General features: G+C 29.3%; 17 protein-coding genes. 5 read left to right on the top strand and 12 right to left on the bottom strand.

What is annotated here, in order from left to right:
- Nucleotides 1–3 precede the first annotated feature (3 nt).
- The 3 genes from GYM73_RS00230 to GYM73_RS00220 all read right to left on the bottom strand — a co-directional run bounded on the left by GYM73_RS00230 (nucleotide 4) and on the right by GYM73_RS00220 (nucleotide 2,846).
- On the bottom strand, nucleotides 4–708 hold the full coding sequence (locus GYM73_RS00230) for an HAD family hydrolase (protein WP_220233770.1): 705 nt from the start codon (nucleotides 706–708) through the stop codon (nucleotides 4–6).
- Nucleotides 709–720: 12 nt separating this feature from the next.
- Nucleotides 721–1,644 (bottom strand): 1,4-dihydroxy-2-naphthoate octaprenyltransferase, encoded by a 924-nt coding sequence (gene menA, locus GYM73_RS00225; protein WP_220233769.1) that lies wholly within the window; start codon nucleotides 1,642–1,644, stop codon nucleotides 721–723.
- 131 nt (nucleotides 1,645–1,775) lie between these two features.
- The gene (locus tag GYM73_RS00220) at nucleotides 1,776–2,846 is read right to left on the bottom strand and encodes a lipoate--protein ligase (RefSeq protein ID WP_304511190.1); all 1,071 of its coding nucleotides are present in this window, start codon (nucleotides 2,844–2,846) and stop codon (nucleotides 1,776–1,778) included.
- 153 nt (nucleotides 2,847–2,999) lie between these two features.
- On the opposite strand from GYM73_RS00220, the gene tyrS reads away from it, so the two are divergent.
- From tyrS to GYM73_RS00205, 3 genes are all read left to right on the top strand, one after another.
- Nucleotides 3,000–4,298 (top strand): tyrosine--tRNA ligase, encoded by a 1,299-nt coding sequence (gene tyrS / locus GYM73_RS00215; RefSeq protein ID WP_220233768.1) that lies wholly within the window; start codon nucleotides 3,000–3,002, stop codon nucleotides 4,296–4,298.
- A 75-nt stretch (nucleotides 4,299–4,373) separates the two neighbouring features.
- Complete coding sequence (locus GYM73_RS00210; protein WP_160568630.1) at nucleotides 4,374–4,868, top strand: hypothetical protein; 495 nt, start codon at nucleotides 4,374–4,376, stop codon at nucleotides 4,866–4,868.
- Between the two features lie 15 nt (nucleotides 4,869–4,883).
- Nucleotides 4,884–5,309 (top strand): DUF6646 family protein, encoded by a 426-nt coding sequence (locus tag GYM73_RS00205; protein WP_220233767.1) that lies wholly within the window; start codon nucleotides 4,884–4,886, stop codon nucleotides 5,307–5,309.
- Nucleotides 5,310–5,379: 70 nt separating this feature from the next.
- Here GYM73_RS00205 and GYM73_RS00200 read toward each other — a convergent pair whose 3' ends face one another.
- From GYM73_RS00200 to GYM73_RS00165, 8 genes are all read right to left on the bottom strand, one after another.
- Complete coding sequence (locus GYM73_RS00200; RefSeq protein ID WP_220233766.1) at nucleotides 5,380–5,970, bottom strand: HAD-IB family hydrolase; 591 nt, start codon at nucleotides 5,968–5,970, stop codon at nucleotides 5,380–5,382.
- 44 nt (nucleotides 5,971–6,014) lie between these two features.
- Nucleotides 6,015–6,743 (bottom strand): SDR family NAD(P)-dependent oxidoreductase, encoded by a 729-nt coding sequence (locus GYM73_RS00195; RefSeq protein ID WP_220233765.1) that lies wholly within the window; start codon nucleotides 6,741–6,743, stop codon nucleotides 6,015–6,017.
- The gene (locus GYM73_RS00190; RefSeq protein WP_220233764.1) at nucleotides 6,740–7,540 is read right to left on the bottom strand and encodes a hypothetical protein; all 801 of its coding nucleotides are present in this window, start codon (nucleotides 7,538–7,540) and stop codon (nucleotides 6,740–6,742) included. The genes GYM73_RS00195 and GYM73_RS00190 overlap by 4 nt, the downstream gene beginning before the upstream one ends.
- 593 nt (nucleotides 7,541–8,133) lie before the next feature.
- Nucleotides 8,134–9,459 carry an FAD-binding oxidoreductase gene (locus GYM73_RS00185; RefSeq protein WP_220233763.1) on the bottom strand — a complete coding sequence of 442 codons (1,326 nt, stop codon included), beginning with the start codon at nucleotides 9,457–9,459 and terminating at the stop codon, nucleotides 8,134–8,136.
- 4 nt (nucleotides 9,460–9,463) lie between these two features.
- Nucleotides 9,464–10,330 (bottom strand): decaprenyl-phosphate phosphoribosyltransferase, encoded by an 867-nt coding sequence (locus tag GYM73_RS00180; RefSeq protein ID WP_220234329.1) that lies wholly within the window; start codon nucleotides 10,328–10,330, stop codon nucleotides 9,464–9,466.
- A gap of 86 nt (nucleotides 10,331–10,416) precedes the next feature.
- Nucleotides 10,417–11,013, bottom strand: a complete 597-nt coding sequence (locus GYM73_RS00175) for a ribonuclease HII (protein WP_220233762.1) — start codon at nucleotides 11,011–11,013, stop codon at nucleotides 10,417–10,419.
- Entirely contained in the window at nucleotides 11,014–11,784 is a 771-nt protein-coding gene (locus tag GYM73_RS00170) for a C40 family peptidase (protein WP_220233761.1), read from the bottom strand.
- Nucleotides 11,785–11,794: 10 nt separating this feature from the next.
- Nucleotides 11,795–12,427: an O-methyltransferase gene (locus GYM73_RS00165; protein ID WP_220233760.1), complete on the bottom strand. Its 633-nt coding sequence runs from the start codon at nucleotides 12,425–12,427 to the stop codon at nucleotides 11,795–11,797.
- A 590-nt stretch (nucleotides 12,428–13,017) separates the two neighbouring features.
- Here GYM73_RS00165 and GYM73_RS00160 point away from each other — a divergent pair.
- Both GYM73_RS00160 and uvrA read left to right on the top strand, forming a co-directional pair.
- A complete protein-coding gene (locus GYM73_RS00160; RefSeq protein ID WP_105296398.1) occupies nucleotides 13,018–13,344 on the top strand; it encodes a YegP family protein in 327 nt (108 codons plus the stop codon).
- A gap of 177 nt (nucleotides 13,345–13,521) precedes the next feature.
- On the top strand, nucleotides 13,522–16,332 hold the full coding sequence (uvrA, locus tag GYM73_RS00155) for an excinuclease ABC subunit UvrA (RefSeq protein WP_255570984.1): 2,811 nt from the start codon (nucleotides 13,522–13,524) through the stop codon (nucleotides 16,330–16,332).
- Between the two features lie 134 nt (nucleotides 16,333–16,466).
- Here the strand turns inward: uvrA and GYM73_RS00150 are convergent, their stop codons facing one another.
- Nucleotides 16,467–18,737: an aconitate hydratase gene (locus tag GYM73_RS00150; RefSeq protein WP_220233759.1), complete on the bottom strand. Its 2,271-nt coding sequence runs from the start codon at nucleotides 18,735–18,737 to the stop codon at nucleotides 16,467–16,469.
- Nucleotides 18,738–19,876 lie beyond the last annotated feature (1,139 nt).

Below are 19,876 nucleotides of genomic sequence, written 5' to 3'. Positions count from 1 at the left end.
TATTTAAAAGATATTTTTTAATTCTAACAAATTTTTAATTATCGGAATTTCTGCATTTTTATAATGATCTTCTTTTTTGTAATTAAAATAGACCGGATACATCCCTATTCTTTGAGAACCTAGTACATCTGCCTCCCAATCATCCCCGATAAACGCGGATTCATTCACTAATGCATGGGCTTTTTTAAGACCTAATTCAAATACTTCTTTAGCCGGCTTTCTTTTATTTATTTCTTCTCCGCTGGTTAGGGTGGTTATATAATCTTTAATACAAGTTTCTTGAACTTTTTGTTCGGTTTGTATTATAAAGCCATTGGAAACAACATGCAATTGATAACCTTTTGTTTTTAGATATTTCAAAATTTCCTCTGCATACTCGATTAGATTATTGTTTTCCATGATCTGAGTTAAAAAATTGGCATTAAAATAATTCCAAATTTCAGGGTCATTTATATGAAATTCCAAAAACGTATCTTTGAATCTTTTCTCCAATATATCTGCTTTGCTTACCTTATCTTGCCTATATAAGGACCATAGATTTTCATTCCTGTTGTAATAACTTGTATAAAAATCTGAAAATTGTAATTGATACTTTTCTTCAATTTTTAAATTTTCATAAATATTTTTAAGAGTTAACTTTGAATTTTTATCCGTATCCCAAAGTGTATTATCAAGATCAAAGAATATGTGTTTTATGTTATTTTTCATGTATAGTTTTTTTTAAAGGCTTAATCCCATTCCAAAGAAAACGGAAAAACATAAGGCTAACAATGCTGTAGGTTTTAAGTATAAATCTAAATCTTTGGGGTTTTGGGTGTAAAGAATTTTTCTGCGTACTATAGTGTTCGGAATAAATAGTATAAAGAATAAAAATGGTTTTAATGATGACCAACTATCTAATTTTATAACAAATTCTTTCTGATGTATTAACAGGAAAATGAGACAAAGAATAAAAGGAAGATTCATTAGTACCATTTGATAATACTTAGCATTTTGAAATCCTAATCGTAATGCCAGCGTTTTTTTATGACTGATTCTATCCGATTCAATGTCTCTCATATTATTTAGATTCAAAACGGCTACACTAAATAAGCCAATTGCAGAGGCGGGAAGCAAATTATCCCAAGTAAAAGACTTTGTATAAAGAAATTCACTTCCTAAAACAGAAACCCATCCAAAAAAAATGAAAACAAAAAAATCCCCTAATCCCATATATCCGTAGGGCTTTTTTCCCATAGTATAAAATATAGCCGCCAATACACAAGCAATTCCCAAACCAATGAATATAAAAAATTCACTTTTATAATTGGGGATAAAAGCATACCAAAGCAGAACTATTGAAGAAAGTAGGGATAGAAATACAGTAATTAAAATTGCACGAAACATGGATTGTTGTGTAATAGCTCCCGATTGAATAGCACGAACCGGACCAACTCGTAACTCATTATCGGTTCCTTTGGTTCCATCTCCATAATCATTGGCAAAATTGGACAATATTTGAAATAATATGGTTGTAAGACAAGAAAGTCCAAAAATAATTCCATCAAAATTCCCTTTCCATTTGGCAAGTAATCCTCCTAAAATGATTCCACTTAATGAAAGCGGTAACGTTCTTAATCTAGCGGCCTCAATCCAATTTTTCATCTGTTTTTCTTCTATTTTTTAACTTTTTACAAAAATACACTAATTATATGATAGATTTAACGCATCCTGAATTGGATAATAATTGTGTCAAAATATATAGAATTATACATTTCTCTAAGATCCCCGACTTATCAATATATTAAGGTAAGAAATTCATCAAGTGTGATTTTCCCAAAATATGTTGATAGATCAATATCTTTTAATGAATCGGCAACGGAAGCTTTTGTGTATTTTTTTCCTAATAATCTGTTCTCTATATCATCAAGGTCTCCCACTCCGAAAAAATCTCCATATATCTTAATTGCAGTAATGTTTCCTTCTTCTACATTTAATTTTAAATCAATGGAACCTATTGGAAACCGTTGACTTCTTTCCATATAAAATTTGGGAGAACGTCCGTAATTCCAATCCCAATTTGAATACCTTTGATGTGAAATTTTATTTATTTGTTCCCAATCTTTTTCCGTCAATTCATATTTATTGACATCTTCTGTTTTATCTACATTAAAAATTGAAAGTAGTAATTTATCTCTAAATTCTTCTATGGTTAAATCTGTTGTGACAAAATCAGATATATTGGCTACTCTGCTTCTGATTGATTTAATTCCTTTCGATTCAATTTTATCTTTTCTTACCTTTAAAGAGTTAACAACTTCATCCATGTTGCTGTTGAATAATAGTGTTCCATGGGTAAACATTCTTTTGTTAGTGGCAAATTGAGCATTTCCGCTTATTTTCTTTCCTTCTACTACTATGTCATTCCTTCCCTTAATTTCCGCATTGACTCCCATTTGCTTCAATGCTTCTAGTACCGGATGTAAATATTTTTGATAATTTGAAAAACTATTACCATCATTTTTGGTAATAAAACTAAAATTTAAATTACCTCTATCATGATACACAGCTCCTCCTCCCGATAACCTCCTAACAACTTTTATGTTTTTTTCTTCTACATATTCTGTATTGATTTCTTCTATAGTGTTTTGGTGTTTTCCTATGATTATGGAAGGATCATTTATATAGAAAAGAAGATATGAATCTTCCTCAATTGGCAAGTTCATTACAAGATACTCTTCAATAGCTAAATTAATTTCGGGATTGTAATTGTTTTTATTATCTACAAATAACATTCTCATTTTTTTTGGATCAAAAATACAATAAATAGTTTTTACGCCTTCTTTTCTGAATATACAGCGGCTCATGGGTATTCATTATAAGTAAACCAATGTGATATTAAATATTATAATATATATTTAATTTGTTTAGTTAAAACCGTAAAAAAAGTATAATTTATGCTTATAAATGGAACATATTCATCGAAAAATTATAAATTTGCCTGTTGAAAAATCTAACATATGAATTCTTTTATTGAAGAGTTAACTTGGAGGGGATTAATTCATAATATAATCCCGGGAACAGAAGAACAATTAAATACGGAAATGACGCTGGGTTATATTGGTTTTGATCCGACTGCAGATTCTCTTCATGTAGGAAGCCTGGTGCCTATCTTACTTTTAGTTCATTTTCAAAGACATGGTCATAAGCCTGTTGCTTTAGTGGGTGGTTCCACAGGTATGATCGGCGATCCATCCGGAAAAAGCGCAGAGCGTAATTTACTGGATAGTGAAACTTTACAAAAGCACATTTTAGGAATAAAATCTCAATTAGAACGATTTTTAGACTTTGACAGTAACAAGTCAAATTCTGCCATACTGGTTAATAATTATGACTGGATGAAGGATGTTACTTTTTTAGACTTTGCCCGTGATATTGGAAAGCACATAACCGTTAATTATATGATGGCTAAAGATTCCGTCAAAAAAAGATTAAACGGTGAATATCAAGAGGGTATGTCTTTTACAGAATTTACATATCAACTTTTACAAGGTTTTGATTTTTATCATTTATACAAAGAAAAAGGAGTTAAACTTCAAATGGGTGGTTCCGATCAATGGGGAAATTTGACTACAGGAACTGAGCTAATTAGAAAAAAAATCGGTGAAGAAGCTTTTGCTTTAACTTGTCCACTAACTACAAAGGCTAATGGTACTAAATTCGGTAAAAGTGAGGGAGGTGAAAATGTTTGGTTAGATGTAAATAGAACTTCCGTTTTTAAATTTTATCAATTCTGGTTAAATATAACAGATATTGATGCTGAAAAATATATAAAAATATATACATTCCTTTCCAAGGAAGAAATTGAACTATTAATTAGAAATCATAATGAAAACCCATCCCTTAGGATTTTACAAAAAAAATTAGCTGAAGAAGTTACCCGTTGGGTTCATGGTAAGGAAGAAACGGATAAGGTCATAAAAGCTTCCTCTATTTTGTTTGGAAAATCAACTAAGGAAGATTTCCTATCTTTAGATGAAACTACTTTTTTATCTTTATTCGAAGGGGTTCCGCAAAAAGAAGTTTCTTTAAATATTCTTAAAAACGGAATTTCAATTCTTGATGCATTATCAGAAATAAGCGGTTTTTTATCTTCAAAAAATGAAGCTAAAAGAGCTCTTAAGGAAAAATCAATTTCTGTTAATCAAGAAAAAGTTAACGATGATTTTATTATTAATGAATCAAATTTAATTCAAGGAAAATACGTTTTACTTCAAAGAGGAAAAAAATCATATTTTATCCTTAAAGGAATTGAATAAAATAGTTTTTATTTTAAGTAAATATTTTAAAAATAACACAATATATATTTTTGCAACACGTTATATAACAAATAGATGAAAGGGCTTATTAAGTTTTATCATCCTGATGAAACCTTAGTGTATCACATCAGGAAATGTTTTTGTAAGGTTGTTTTTCTAAACAAGAAAAATACATTAGTAGTTGAAATAGAATCAGATGATGATTTAGATCACGTAGAAGAAGACTCATATCAAAATGAATACCCGCAAGTGTCTTTTTCCATTGAAGATTTCGAAATTCCAGTAAAAACTATACAGCAACTTTGCGGAAAATCTTTTCAAATACCTTCGTATGAAGAAAAAGAAAATGAAAATGGCGAAGCAGAAGAATTATATTATACAAATCTGAATTTAAATGATGAAGAGGATTTGGAAACTGACAATAATGAATTGAAATTCGGTAAAGATGAACAGGGTAATTTAAAACTTATATGGCAAGGCTATTGTGAAGATTTTATTACTCAAGAAGAACCCTTACGATTTAAAGTATCTTGCTCATTTATCAACGATATCTTAGAAATAGATGAATAACCTGAACCATATATAATGAAAAAATTAATAGTACTTTTTTATTTTTTAGGGCTGATTTCTTTTACTCATGCTCAGAGTTTTAGTGGTATTGGAGACCAAAAAGTACAGTTAGGAATTAATGCTTTCGGATATGGAACCGGAATTACTGCTACTTATGATTACGGAATAATGGATTGGCTTTCCATTGGTGGGGGTACCGATTTTTATTGGAGCGCAGATGATGATAATTTTTTTATTTATGGACGGGCTAATTTTCATTTAAATGACCTCTTAGACCTTCCTCATACTATGGACTTATATCCCGGAATAAATATAGGAGGAAGAAATGACGGTTTTGGTATAGGTGCACATATTGGGTATCGGTATTTCTTCGATGATAAATTTGGTGCATTTGCAGAGCTAGGCAGCCATGGTTCTATTGGAGTTATTATAAACTTATAAAAATATACAGAATATCAGATTAAATCAGGAATTTTACTAGTAGATTTTTTCTTCTGAACTTTCTACATTTTTATTCAAAATGACGATAAAAAGGATCTGTCGCAAGTTCTAACATATTTTTATCTCCTTTACTATCTCCAAATGCGTATATTTTGGAATAATGGGCTAATTGTATTTCACTAATTATTCTAACTACTTTCTGCTTATAATTACAATTGGGTGTAGCAAATTTACCGGTAAAAACTCCATCAATATATTCTGCTTCTGTAGAAATCAAACGTAATCCTAAATATTTTGCAAAAGGTTTAACCCATAGATCTAAGGAAGCTGTGACGATATATTTATTGGGTTCTCTTGATAACGCTCTTATGTATTCCAATGCCTTGGGCCTGATAATAGTATTTTTCCTACTTTCAAAATAATATTGAGCAAATTCTTCTAATTCTGAACGTGTTTTACCTTTTAAAAATTGAGAGATAAATTTTTGCTTAATTTTTCCTGCATCGAATATTTTAAATCTTACCAATATAAATAAAGGAATAAATTTAATAAAGACTTTTTTGTATTTATGAGGAAAAGAAAATTGTAAAAAATCAAATAAAGTATCTTTGTTTGTTAACGTTCCATCAAAGTCAAAAAGATATAATTTTTTTTCATCCATTGAAAATATGATTTGTTTAGCATTTGTTTTAAAAGTGTATTATATTACATCTTTAATTTTTTAAATATAAATTCCGGAATATTCCTTACAATTAGCATTATATATCTCCAGATGCCCGTTATATAAATTTTATTTTTTTTCTTCTTATATGCTTTATAAATAATGTCTGCGGCTTGTTGCGGTGAAGCGGTTAGGAGTTTGGGTAATGCCATTCCCAAAGTCATTTTGGTATCCATAAATCCGGGAAGAACGGTCATAACATGAACATTTTTATGATAAAGATAATTACGCAAACCGTCTAAATAAACCATAAATCCGGCTTTAGAACTCCCGTAAATAAAATTACTTTGCCTACCCCGAAGTCCGGCAACAGATGATAATCCGATGATAGTTCCTGATTTTTTATTTTCAAATTTTTGAGCAAAATAATTTACTAATGGTACAAGTTTAGAATAATTTATTTCAAGAATTCTTTGTGTATTATATTCATCATATAATCCCGCTTCTGTATTTTTTCCTAAAAAACCTGTCGCACAAAATAATAAATCTGAATCAATAGAATCAAATACAGAATAATCAACATCTTTAGTTAAATCAAAATTTATAATTTCGGAATCTTGTTTAAACTTAATTAAAATATGCTTTGATAATCGTTGGGTTTCTTCCGGGTTTGAAGTTATTAAATATATTTTGGGATACTTGTTTATATTTTCAGATAATAATTTATTAATAAATGCTTGAGAGATGTCTGAAGTTGCTCCTAGAATTATCATTTTATTTCGGAATTGTATAATATTAAACTTTTATTTGTAATTGAATTGTCTTTTTGAATGGATTGTATATCAGGATTAATTGATCTTACAATATTAGAATTTATATAACCGGATTGTAAATAAGGATGAAAGTATTCAAATTTTTTATTAAGTAATGGAATTTTATATATGGAAACATGATCTTTACCCGTATCATTTAAAAAATATTTTAGATTTTTTCTTTCTTTTAAAATTTTTATCACTTTTGATCTATAAGAAAGGTAATTTACAGGCGATTTCAGTTGATATATTATATTTATTGCTAACGATAAAATACTTAACATAAAAATATAATGCAATTTGTTGGAATAAGTTTTAAAAAATAATATTAAAAATGAAAAACAAAAACAAAAAGATGCCGGGGCCAACATTCTTGTGTTTAATGATTCTATTCCTTGTGTAAATTCTGAAATAAACATTAAAATGAGATATACACATCCTATTGTCAGTAATAATTGATGAAATGTGGTAACCTTACCTTTAAAAGGCATTCGATAAAACCATATATAGGATATTAGAAAGAATAAATCTATTAACAATATACCTATCATTAAAAAAATTATTACCGACGCCGGTTCCAGTATTTTAATTGAAAATATAGGATTAACAACATTTACAACACCTAATAAATTATCTAATGTATGTTTCCATAGGCTATCTAATGAGGGAGATGATCTTATATGCTCGCCAAAAAAACTTCCAAATTCCAGGTAATTATAGATTAAATATATACATATTCCTAAAGATGAAAATAACAAATAATAAAAATAATTTTTATATATAAGTTTATCGAAGAGCTTATATTTAATTGTATAACATATAAAGTAAATTATTATTGCTATAAAAATATATAAGCCTGTATATCGTACTAAAGTTAAAAATACAGTTAAGATAACTGCCGGATAAATAATTTTAAATTTTAACTTGTTTTCTGTCAAAAATTTATTTAAATAAAAGATTAAAATATAAAAAAGTGTTAAGAAAATACTTTCAGAAATAGAAAGAATATAGAGAGAAATAATAAATTTAAAAGTAACCAGTAAAACCGTCTCCTTAAAATAAAATTTTTTTAAATATGAGAAGCCAATTATAACAGCAAAACTTAGGCAACTAATAATTCGAGAACTAAAATAAAACTCATTTGTAAAAAAATATCCAATCCTTAAAACTATTGGATATCCGATAGGAAACAAATTACTTTTACCATTGGGTATATCCTTTGCAATCTTAAAATAAGATAATGAATCAGGTGTTATCCCACCAAACGGCAAAAACAAAGGTAATAAAGCAATACTTATAAATGTAATTATGATGAGAATCCAATATTTAACTTTCTTATAATCCACCATTATCAAGATAAATAATTGGTAATTCTTTTTCTTTGTAAGGAATCAAATTTATCCGTTTCGGGAACTTTGACATAGTCTATAAGTGATTTTTTGGACATGGAATCTTTGGCTAAATAAATCCTTCCCCCATAATGTTCAACTATTTCATCTAATTCCTTAACTAGAAATGGTAATTTTTTATTGATTTTAAAATCCAATGCTAAACTGTATCCGTCAATAGGAAACGAATTATGAGCATTTATATTTCCTTTTTTATATAATTTTAAAACTGCAAGGAATGAACCTTGGCCACTTTTTGCTATGGTTTTTAAAATCTCCGTCATTCCCTCTTTACCAACCTTTTTAGGTATTATAAATTGATATTGAATAAACCCATTTTTACCATAAATTCTGTTCCAATTGTTGATCGCATCTAAAGGGTAGAAAAATGTATCATAGTCTACTACATTACTTATGATTTTTTTTCTTTGTTTTAAATAATATAAAAAATTAAAAGCCTTAACAGACCATGTATTCAACACAAATGACGGAAAATCAAAAGGAACATTTAATTTTAATTTTTTCTTAGTTTGTAATGGATTTTCTTTCCATTGAGTGGGTAATTCAGACAACTTTGCATGTTCACCCACCATTAATATTGATCTTCCCATTTGTTTGCCTTTTTGTAGGCAATCAATCCATGCTACACTATACGTCCAATTTTCACATTCCTTGAAAAATTTAAAAATTTCCTCAAGGTTTTCAGCTTTTAAAACTTTTTGCTTAATATAAGCCGTCTGTATTCTTTTTAAAGTAAATTTAGCAGAAATGATGATACCGGTTAATCCCATACCTCCAATGGTATTCCAAAATAAATCGGAATTTTCCTCACGGGAGCATTTTTTTATTTCTCCATCTTGGGTGATTATTTTGAAATCAATCAAATAATCCCCAAAACAACCTTCTAAATGATTATTTTTTCCATGAACATCAGATCCTATGGCTCCTCCAACCGTAATTAATTTAGTACCCGGTGTTACAGGTAAAAAATAACCTTCCGGAACAATTACATCAAGAATATCAGACAAAATAACTCCGGATTCACATTCAAAAATACCATTTTCTCTATCAAAGGATAAAAATTTATTTAATCGCAGAGTAGATAAAACATGATCGCTGTTTAACGAATTATCGCCATAAGACCTTCCGTTTCCCCTTGCAATAATTGAAGTACTATTTTTTATTATATTTACTATTTCTTTTACGTCAGATGTTATATGAAAATTAGTTTTAACTACCGGATATTTCCCCCAATTAGTTATATTTATTTTATTTTCAATTTCACTCATCTTTTTAATTTAAATATTTTAGTATAAAAATCATCACGATCCAAATTGCTAAGTCTATTTGGAGAAATAGGTCTCTGTAAATCATCTTGGTAGGAGATTCTGTTTTATTATATACAAAAGTTAATTGTAAATATCTTAGAATACCAATTACTGCAAACAAAGAAGTATACACAATGTAATAATGGAAGTTCATTTTTATTACAGGGTCTAAGGTATACATAATATAACAAACGACAAAAGAGGTAGAAACCATCGTAATTGCAATATCTATAAATTGGAGATTATACCCGTCTAAAGCTTTCCTAGTTTGACCTGTCAATTGAACGTTAATTAATTCACCTCTTCTCTTCCCTAAAGCCATTACTAATGCCAAGAAAAATGTAATTAATACAGCCCAAACTGATATGGGTAAATTAGTTGCAAATCCCCCCATATAAATTCTTAGTAAAAAACCTATAGCAATAATTGATACATCAATAATAGCGATATGTTTTAAATTAAAGCTATAAGCTAAATTCATTATTAAGTAAACTGTTATAATTAAAATCACTCCCCAGGAATGAATAGTATAACCTACAAAATAAGCAGCAAAAATTAAAAGAAGACAAATGATTAAAGCATGATTCAATTTTATTTTGCTGGCGGCTAATGGCCTGTATTTTTTTTGGGGATGTAATTTATCTTTTTCGATATCTGTATAATCGTTAATAATATATATTGAACTTGCAATAAAGGAAAATGAGAAAAAAGCCAATATTGAATTTAATACTAAATGTAAATCCAATAATTTTCCCGCAAAAAAAATAGGAAGAAATACAAAGACATTTTTAAGCCATTGCTTGATCCTTATTAACCTTAAATAATCCACTATTAGTATGACCTTGAATTTATAAGATGTAAAGATATAACATTTATGTCAATTATATATTCAAAGGAATTAGCTAATAGTTTTCTAATTCAAAAATTTAAGGATAATTGTTCATCTAACAGTTTAAAAGTCTTTCTATGAAGATATGTAATTCCATATTTTTTTATTGCTTGTCTATGAGCAGTCGTTGGGTATCCCTTGTTCTTTTTCCATAAATAATCAGGAAATTCTTCATGGAATTTATCCATTATAAAATCTCTGTGATTTTTAGCCAAAATGGAGGCAGCAGCTATATTCATATAACTAGCATCACCCTTTATCGCACAAAAATGCGGTATTTCTTTATATTTATGGAATCTATTTCCATCAACTAATAAAAATTCCGGTTGAACTTTTAATTTATCCACAGCTAAATGCATAGCTAAAAAGCTGGCATTTAAAATATTAATTTCATCAATTTTTTGTGGAGAAACTTCTGCAATTGCATAATCAATTGCATTTTGTCTAATAATACTATCTAATTCTTTTCTTTTCCTTTCACTTAGCTGTTTGGAATCATTGATTTCTTCATTAAAAAAGTCTTCAGGAAGCACGACCGCTGCTGCAACTACAGGGCCGGCCAAACAACCTCTTCCTACTTCATCCAGTGCAACTTCAAATTTATATTTTGAATATTTTAATTTCATTTAGAATATTCTTCTGATAAAACGCAACTGATGCGTGTATTTATTAAGATCTGAATTAAATATTCCTGTATAATCTAAATTGTCAATGCGCACTTTTCCGTGGGCATGTAGAATTTTCTGATCAGGAAGTATAAACCCCACGTGTATAATTTTCCCATCCTGATTTTCAAAAAAAGCAAGATCTCCCGGTTCTGCTTCTTCTATAAAACTTAATACTTGCCCTTCTAATGCTTGTTGACCGGCATCTCTTGGTAATTTATATCCGGCTAATTTATATACCATTTGAACCAAACCACTGCAATCAATACCATAGGTTGTTTTTCCCCCCCACAAATAGGGAGTATTTATGTATTTAAAAGCCAATTCTAAAATTTGATCTTTTTTTTGTTTTCCTTTTAACAAAGTTTCATCAATAAAAAAATGTTTATCGGAAGCTAATTTAAAAACACTATTTTCAATAGCACCGTGAACCTCTGCACCAATGGTAACCGGAAAAGGTTGATTATTTAAAATTAATAGGCTGAAAGGCTCTGATATATATGAATGATCTTGAGAAAAATTAGCAAATTCTATTTCACTTAGAATGGAAACCTGTTTATAATCTACCCATCCTTCATAGCCATCAAAATAAATTTTAATTTTAACCCATTGTTGTTTCACTTCTAAAATCTCACATAGCTCTCCAAACAATAATTGAGTAACCATTTCTGATGAATCAGACGGTTCTTTTCGTACTGGGGCAACACTTACCTGGCAAATAGATTTACTCATAAATGCAAATTTATTTTTTTCTAACAATACTTATACCATCTCTAATAGGTAAAATTAGCACTTCTAGTGATGAATCCGATCTTATAAAAGAATTGAATTCCCTTATACTTTCCGTTTTTTTGTCTTTAAAATCTTGGACTACCTTTCCCTTCCATAAAATATTATCTGCTATTATTATTCCCCCTGAACGCAATTTTGGCTTAACTATCTCAACATACTTACTATAATTCTTTTTATCGGCATCCAGAAAAACCATATCAATTTCCTGATTAATTTCTTGTAAAACATTTATAGCATCATCCAAAATAAAATTAATTTTTTGGGAGTATTCAGATTTTAAAAAGTATTTTTTAGGTATATATGCCGTTTCGCGATTATTATCTACTGTTATTATTTTACCAGACTCTGAAAGTCCTTCAGCTAAACATAATGTTGAATATCCGGTAAATGTTCCTATTTCAACTATTAAATGAGGAGAAATTAATTTCGAAATCATACTTAACAGTCTTCCTTGCAATAAACCGGACAACATATGTGGTTGCGTCGTTTTTAAATACGTTTCTCTCCTTAATTCTTTTAATAAAGTCGGTTCTTCTGTACTGTTTTTTTCTATATAATCTTCAAGTAAAGGGGTTATCTCCATTATTTTATATTATTCTTTACAAATATAATTCGTTTCTAAAAAATCATTACCATTAAATGGCATTATATCTAACTAATAATTAGGATATTTAAATATAATAACATTTACATTCTATTATATAAAATGTCTTCTATAAAGCAAATTATAAACAAAATTATTTTATCAAAAATTTAATTACACATATTTTTAATGAATTTAATAACATAAATTATAATAACTTTTTAACAGTATAACATAATGGATAAAATACAATATTTTTATACACATAAAAGTTATAAAGAAAAAATATAACCATTATAAGTATATATAAGATAAACTAAAATCATATAAAATTGCATGCAACTGGTGAAAAATGCAAAAATGTCAGTATACAATTTTGTGTACATCATTGTAAAAATTATCTTAAAAAATGTTAAAATTTAAATTATAAATTTTATTCAAAATAAGCTACAATCCTTTATTTTAGCCTATCCTATGAAATTATCACATTTTTTATCTATTGTTAAAAAATACAGAATAGTTTTGTTTATAAAATAATGGCATGATTTTTTCCTACCTTATGCCATATTAACACTAAATAGTATAACAATATGTTTGAAATTTTCAAAGACAAAGAAGGAGCTTTTTTCTTTAGATTAAAAGAAAAAAATGGTCAAATTATTCTTGAAAGTGATGGATATACACAAAAAACAAATTGTCAAAAAGGAATCAGTTCAGTAAAAAGAAATTCCAAAAATGAAGATCGTTTTGAAGTGAAACAAGCTTCCAATAAAAAATGGATGTTTAGTTTAAAATCCGGAAACGGACAATTAGTAGGGACCAGTTCTTATTTTGATTCTGAAACCGATGCTAAAAACGGTATAAGAACAGTAATGAAAACTGCACCTGTATCCGAAACAGTTGACTTGTCAAAATAATAGATTCCATAAATTGTTATCAAAAAATGAAAAAACCATCCGCTGGATGGTTTTTTTTTATAATTAATACGATACTAATTACATTTTTAAAAAATTATTTATTTCCCTACCTTTGTATATACTATATTTATAGTAAAATAGCATTACTTTTCAATTTAGCTAATCAAATACAAACTTTTGAAAACAAATAATAAAATTAAAACACATCCAGATCAAGATGTGGTTTTCATAAAAAATGCACATCTTCATAATCTTAGAAATATAGATGTTTCCATTCCCAAAAATAAATTAACCATAATAACTGGTGTATCCGGAAGTGGAAAATCTACCCTGGCTTTTGATACCTTATACGCAGAAGGTCAAAGACGATATGTGGAAAGCCTAAGCTCCTATGCGCGGCAATTTTTAGGAAAATTAGAGAAACCTCAAGTAGATGACATTAAGGGACTTGCTCCGGCAATTGCCATTCAACAAAAGGTTATTTCAGGAAACCCTAGATCAACCGTAGGAACTTCTACTGAAATTTATGATTATTTAAGACTATTGTTTTCTCGTGTAGGTAAAACCTATTCGCCCATATCGGGACAAGAAGTAAAAAAAGATGAGGTTACAGATGTTATCGATTATATACTCTCTTTAGCGGAAGGTGGTAAATACATCTTATCTGCTCCGATTACTACGGTAGATAAAGATTTTAAAGTATTTTTAAATACTTTGAAAGGCCAAGGATATGTCAGGTTGGAAGTTGGTGGAAATATTGCTACTATTGAGGATTTGGAAAGTTTTGGATTTGTACCGGATAGCAATACCCCTATAAATTTAGTTATTGAACGTTTTTCCGTTGAACATAATGAGGAATTCTTACAAAGATTTGCTGATAGTGTTCAAATTGCTTTTTACGAAGGCAAAGGCTCTTGTTCCATTAAAAATGTTGATACCCAAGAAATTAAAACCTTTTCTAATGCATTTGAACTGGACGGAATTAAGTTTTTGGAGCCTACCATACATTTTTTTAGCTTTAATAATCCTTATGGAGCTTGTCCGGTTTGTGAAGGATATGGAAAAATTTTAGGTATTGATGAAGACCTGGTAATTCCTAACAAAAATTTATCCATATATGAAGATGCTGTTGTTGCTTGGAGAGGAGAAAAAATGAGTGAATGGAAAGATGATTTTATTAAAAAATCATCTAAACTCAACTTTCCCATTCACAAACCGTATTTTGAATTAACAGATAAACAAAAAGATATTTTATGGAAAGGTACAGGGGATCATAGTTTTCCCAGCCTGAACCATTTCTTCAAAATGGTTGAAGAAAATACGTATAAAATTCAATACAGGGTAATGCTTTCCAGATATAGAGGCAAAACTATTTGCCCGGAATGCAAAGGAAAACGTTTACGACCTGAAACCAATTACGTTAAAATCAATGGATATTCGATTAACGATTGGATTGATTTACCTATTGACCAATTACACGGTATAATAAAAAATTTAACGCTTAATGAATATCAACAAAAAATTGCTAAACGATTACTTTTTGAGATTAATAGTAGAATTGAATTTCTTTTAGACGTTGGCTTGGGATATTTAACTTTAAATCGGGCTTCTAATACCCTCTCCGGGGGAGAATCTCAACGAATTAATTTAGCAACATCATTAGGAAGCAGTTTAGTAGGATCTATTTATATTTTAGATGAACCAAGTATCGGACTACATGGAAGAGATACCAACCGCTTAATTACTGTTCTGGAAAAATTAAGAGATCTGGGAAATACCGTGGTTGTAGTTGAACATGATGAGGATATTATGAAAGCTGCCGATTATTTGGTTGATATTGGACCAAAAGCCGGTAGTCTGGGAGGGAATGTCGTATTTTCGGGCACTTATTCGGAAATGATGCAAACCCATACATTAACCGCCGAATATTTAAATGGTGAAAAGAGAATTGAAATACCTAAAACTCGAAGAAAAACTAAAGAATTTATTGAAATAACAGGAGCCAGACAAAATAATTTAAAAGGCATTGATGTTAAATTACCCTTACACTGTTTAACGGTTATAACCGGAGTAAGCGGTTCAGGTAAAAGTACCATAATGAAAAATATCTTAACTCCTGCATTACAAAGAAAATTGGGAATAAACGGTGATAAACCCGGTAATTTTTCCGAATTAAAGGGAAATTGGAAGGAAATTAAACATCTGGAACTGATTGACCAAAATCCAATCGGAAAATCTTCTCGATCTAATCCTGCTACCTATGTTAAGGCTTTTGACGATATACGCGATTTATTTTCCAAGCAAAAACTAAGTAAGCTTAACAATTTCAAACCGAAACATTTTTCATTCAATGTAGAAGGTGGACGTTGTGAAACTTGTTTAGGAGAAGGATTTATAACTGTTGAAATGCAGTTTATGGCAGATATTGAATTAGAATGCGAAACCTGTCATGGCAAAAGATTTAAGCAAGATGTTTTGGAAGTAAAATATGAAGGTAAAAATATTGCTGATGTCTTAGAAATGACCATTGATGAGGCCATAGCCTTTTTCAACAAACACAATCAGGATAAAATTTCAACCAAATTGCAACCTTTACAAGATGTGGGCTTAGGTTATTTGGAATTGGGACAATCATCCGGTACACTATCCGGAGGAGAAGCTCAACGAATTAAATTAGCTTCATTTTTGGTAAAAGGTAATTCTTCCGAAAATACCTTATTTATTTTTGATGAACCAAGTACCGGTTTGCATTTTGATGACATAAATAAATTACTAAAATCATTTAATGCATTAATTGAGAAAGGCCACAGTGTAATGGTTATTGAACATCATCCGGATATCATCAAATGTGCAGATTATCTGGTTGATATCGGGCCGGATGCCGGAATTAATGGAGGAAATATTGTCTTTCAAGGCACTCCTGAAGAAATTATTAAATGTAAAGAATCTTATACCGGACAATTTTTAAAAGAAAAGTTTAACGAATAATGATACGTACACTTTGTTTACACGTTTAAATGTTTATTTAAAAATGACAAAATTTCAGTAATCAATCATTATATTATTAAAAGAAAAAACACCGGAATTAACCGGTGTTTTTTTATGATTGTTTTTTTATTTTTTTAGATCTTACCCTCATTTTTCTTAATTAAATTTAATGCTGAACCTGCCTTAAACCATTCGATTTGTCCATTATTATAAGTATGATTAGCTATGATATTTTCTCTAGTTCCATCAGAATGAACTAATTCAATAGTAATAGGTTTTCCGGGAGCAAATTGATCTAAATCTAAAAAATTAAATAGATCATCTTCCTGAATTTTATCGTAATCTTCGGGATTAGCAAAAGTTAAAGCTAACATCCCCTGCTTTTTTAAATTTGTTTCATGTATTCTTGCAAAGGATTTAACCAAAACAGCTCTTACACCTAAATGACGAGGCTGCATAGCTGCATGTTCTCTTGATGATCCTTCTCCATAATTATAATCTCCTACAACAATAGTAGGAACTCCATCTGCTTTATATTTTCTTGCCGAATCAGGAACAGCCATATATTCTTCTGTATCTTCATTCTTAACTTTATTAGTTTCCATATTAAAAGCATTTACAGCACCAATCAAAGTATTATTTGAAATATTGTCTAAATGTCCTCTGTATTTTAACCAAGGTCCGGCCATAGAAATATGGTCTGTAGTACATTTTCCATAAGCTTTAATCAGCAATCTCATTCCGGTAATATTTTTACCGTCCCATGCAGGGAAGCTTTCTAACAACTGTAATCTTTCTGAAGTAGGTGAAACTTGAACCTGTATTCCGGAACCATCTTCGGCAGGTTTTTGATATCCCGGATCATCTACTTCAAATCCTCTCAGTGGAAGCTCAAATCCTTGAGGTTCGTCCAACATAACCTCTTCTCCTAAATCGTTTATCAATTTATCTTTTCTAGGATCAAAACTTAGATCTCCTGCAATAGCCAATGCAGTAACTAATTCCGGAGAAGCTACAAAAGCATATGTATTAGGATTTCCATCTGCTCTTTTGGCAAAATTTCTATTGAAGGAATGTACAATAGTATTCTTTTGTTGTTTTTCTGCCCCTTCTCTAGCCCATTGTCCAATACATGGTCCACATGCATTTGCAAAGACTTTGCCTCCAATTTTATCGAAAACAGCTAAATATCCATCTCTTTCTACGGTATAACGTACCAATTCCGACCCCGGTGTAATGGTATATTCTGCTTTAGGGCTAATCTTTTTATCTGCTGCTTGTTTCGCTATCGAGGCTGCTCTTGAAATATCCTCATAAGAAGAATTGGTACAAGAACCTATTAATCCGACATCTACTTTTAAAGGCCATCCATTTTTTTCAGCTACTTCTTTAATTCGAGATATAGGTGTTGCTATATCCGGAGAAAATGGACCATTGAGATGAGGCTCTAAAGAAGTTAAATCTATTTCAACAACCTGGTCATAATATTTTTCCGGGTTTTCATAAACTTCTTTATCGGAACGAAGTTCCTCTTTAATTTTATCTGCAATGTCTGCAATCTCTGTACGTCCGGTAGCTTTTAGATACTTTGACATATTTTCATCATAAGCAAATATTGAAGTAGTTGCTCCTACTTCCGCTCCCATGTTACAGATAGTTCCTTTTCCGGTAGCCGATAATGATTCTGCTCCTTCTCCGAAGTATTCAATGATACATCCCGTACCTCCTTTTACGGTCAAAAGACCTGTTACTTCCAATATGATATCTTTAGGTGCAGTCCAGCCATTGAGTTTACCTTTAAGATGAATTCCAATTAATTTTGGAAATTTTAATTCCCAAGACATTCCCGCCATAACGTCGACCGCATCAGCTCCTCCAACTCCAATGGCAACCATTCCTAAACCACCTGCATTAGGGGTATGGGAATCAGTTCCTATCATCATTCCTCCCGGAAATGCATAATTTTCAAGAATCACCTGATGTATAATTCCCGCTCCGGGTTTCCAAAATCCTATATTGTATTTGTTGGAAACCGATGATAGAAAATTATATACTTCGTTATTTTTATTGATTGCCTCTTGCAAGTCTTTATCGGCTCCAACTCTGGCCTGAATTAAATGATCGGCATGAACGGTAGACGGCACCGCTACCTTTTTTTTACCGGCTTGCATAAATTGTAATAAGGCCATTTGTGCAGTAGCATCCTGCATAGCTACTCTATCCGGTGCAAAATCTACATAAGATTCTCCTCTTTTATATGCTTCATATGGATTTCCATCAAACAAATGTGAATATAATATTTTTTCAGAATATGTCAGAGGCCTCCCCACTACTTTTCGCGCCATTCCAACCTTTAACTGAAAGCGATTATACACCGCTTTTATCATATCTAAATCAAAAATCATATAGTAAATTTATTTTTTGCTTTGTTAATTTTATGTAACATTTAAATTTTACTTTACTATTGCTGTTTAATGACAGCCTTTTAATAAAACAAGTATTTTTAAAGGAAAATTTATCTGCTAGGTTTTTAAATATACAATTTTAAAATCAATATATACGATGTTTTAATTTTTTGACAGATATTTATAAAGATTCTAAATAATTTTAAGATATATTATAGGTATTATATTAAATAAAGCTCTTTATATATAAATTTATTTGATATAAGAATTTATTTTTTTTATTCAATTTATACACATTTATTAATATTTAAATACAACTAATTAAATATACTGTAAAACTATTTATAATATAAAAAAAAGAGGCTGTTATTAATATATGTTTAAATTATTCAAGTGTTATAAACGGAATTATTTGCCTATAAATTTAAAGCTTTAAACAAAGAATGAGAATATAAATTTAATCGATTAAATTTTAAAAGGATTATCAATTAAAAGCTCCCTTTTTTTTAAAAAAAAAGAGAGCTTTAACTACACTAATTAGTTGTTTACATATAACAATAGGTGCTTAATAATATTATAAAATTTGTACGAAGCAAAGATATTCTATTATTGTAACATTAAATTGAGGAATCCCGTAATTATAATTTTTTTTTATAATAAAATTTTTAAAAATTAAAATTTATGAATTTCTAATAAATTATAATATCTTCTTAAAACTCCTTATAATGCTTAAATAATTCATCATAAATTTATTTTACAAGTATATATTTACAGATAAAAAATATATTTTTATGAAATAAATCATATCTAAAAAATCTCAATAAACATGTAAAGAGATATGGATTTTAGTTAATTACTTATGTATAAATAAGATATTTCTTACTATTCGATAATTAAAAAAATAACAAAAATGAATAATATTATATTTAGATAAATATAATATTATTAAAAAACAATTACCATATAATTTTATAATATTTAGATATATTGCAAATTATATTACCATATATTTTTGTAATTGTTATTACAATTATATTAAAAATTGAAATTATATATTCATTTAAACGGTTAAACTTGTCTCTGGTTCTTCATCTATAAAAATATTATTACAATTCTAACAGTTATTTATGATTTAACTT

Origin of the sequence: Apibacter sp. ESL0432, from assembly GCF_019469225.1 — a bacterium.
GTDB lineage: Bacteria > Bacteroidota > Bacteroidia > Flavobacteriales > Weeksellaceae > Apibacter.
This window is presented reverse-complemented; position numbering and strand designations above follow the sequence as displayed.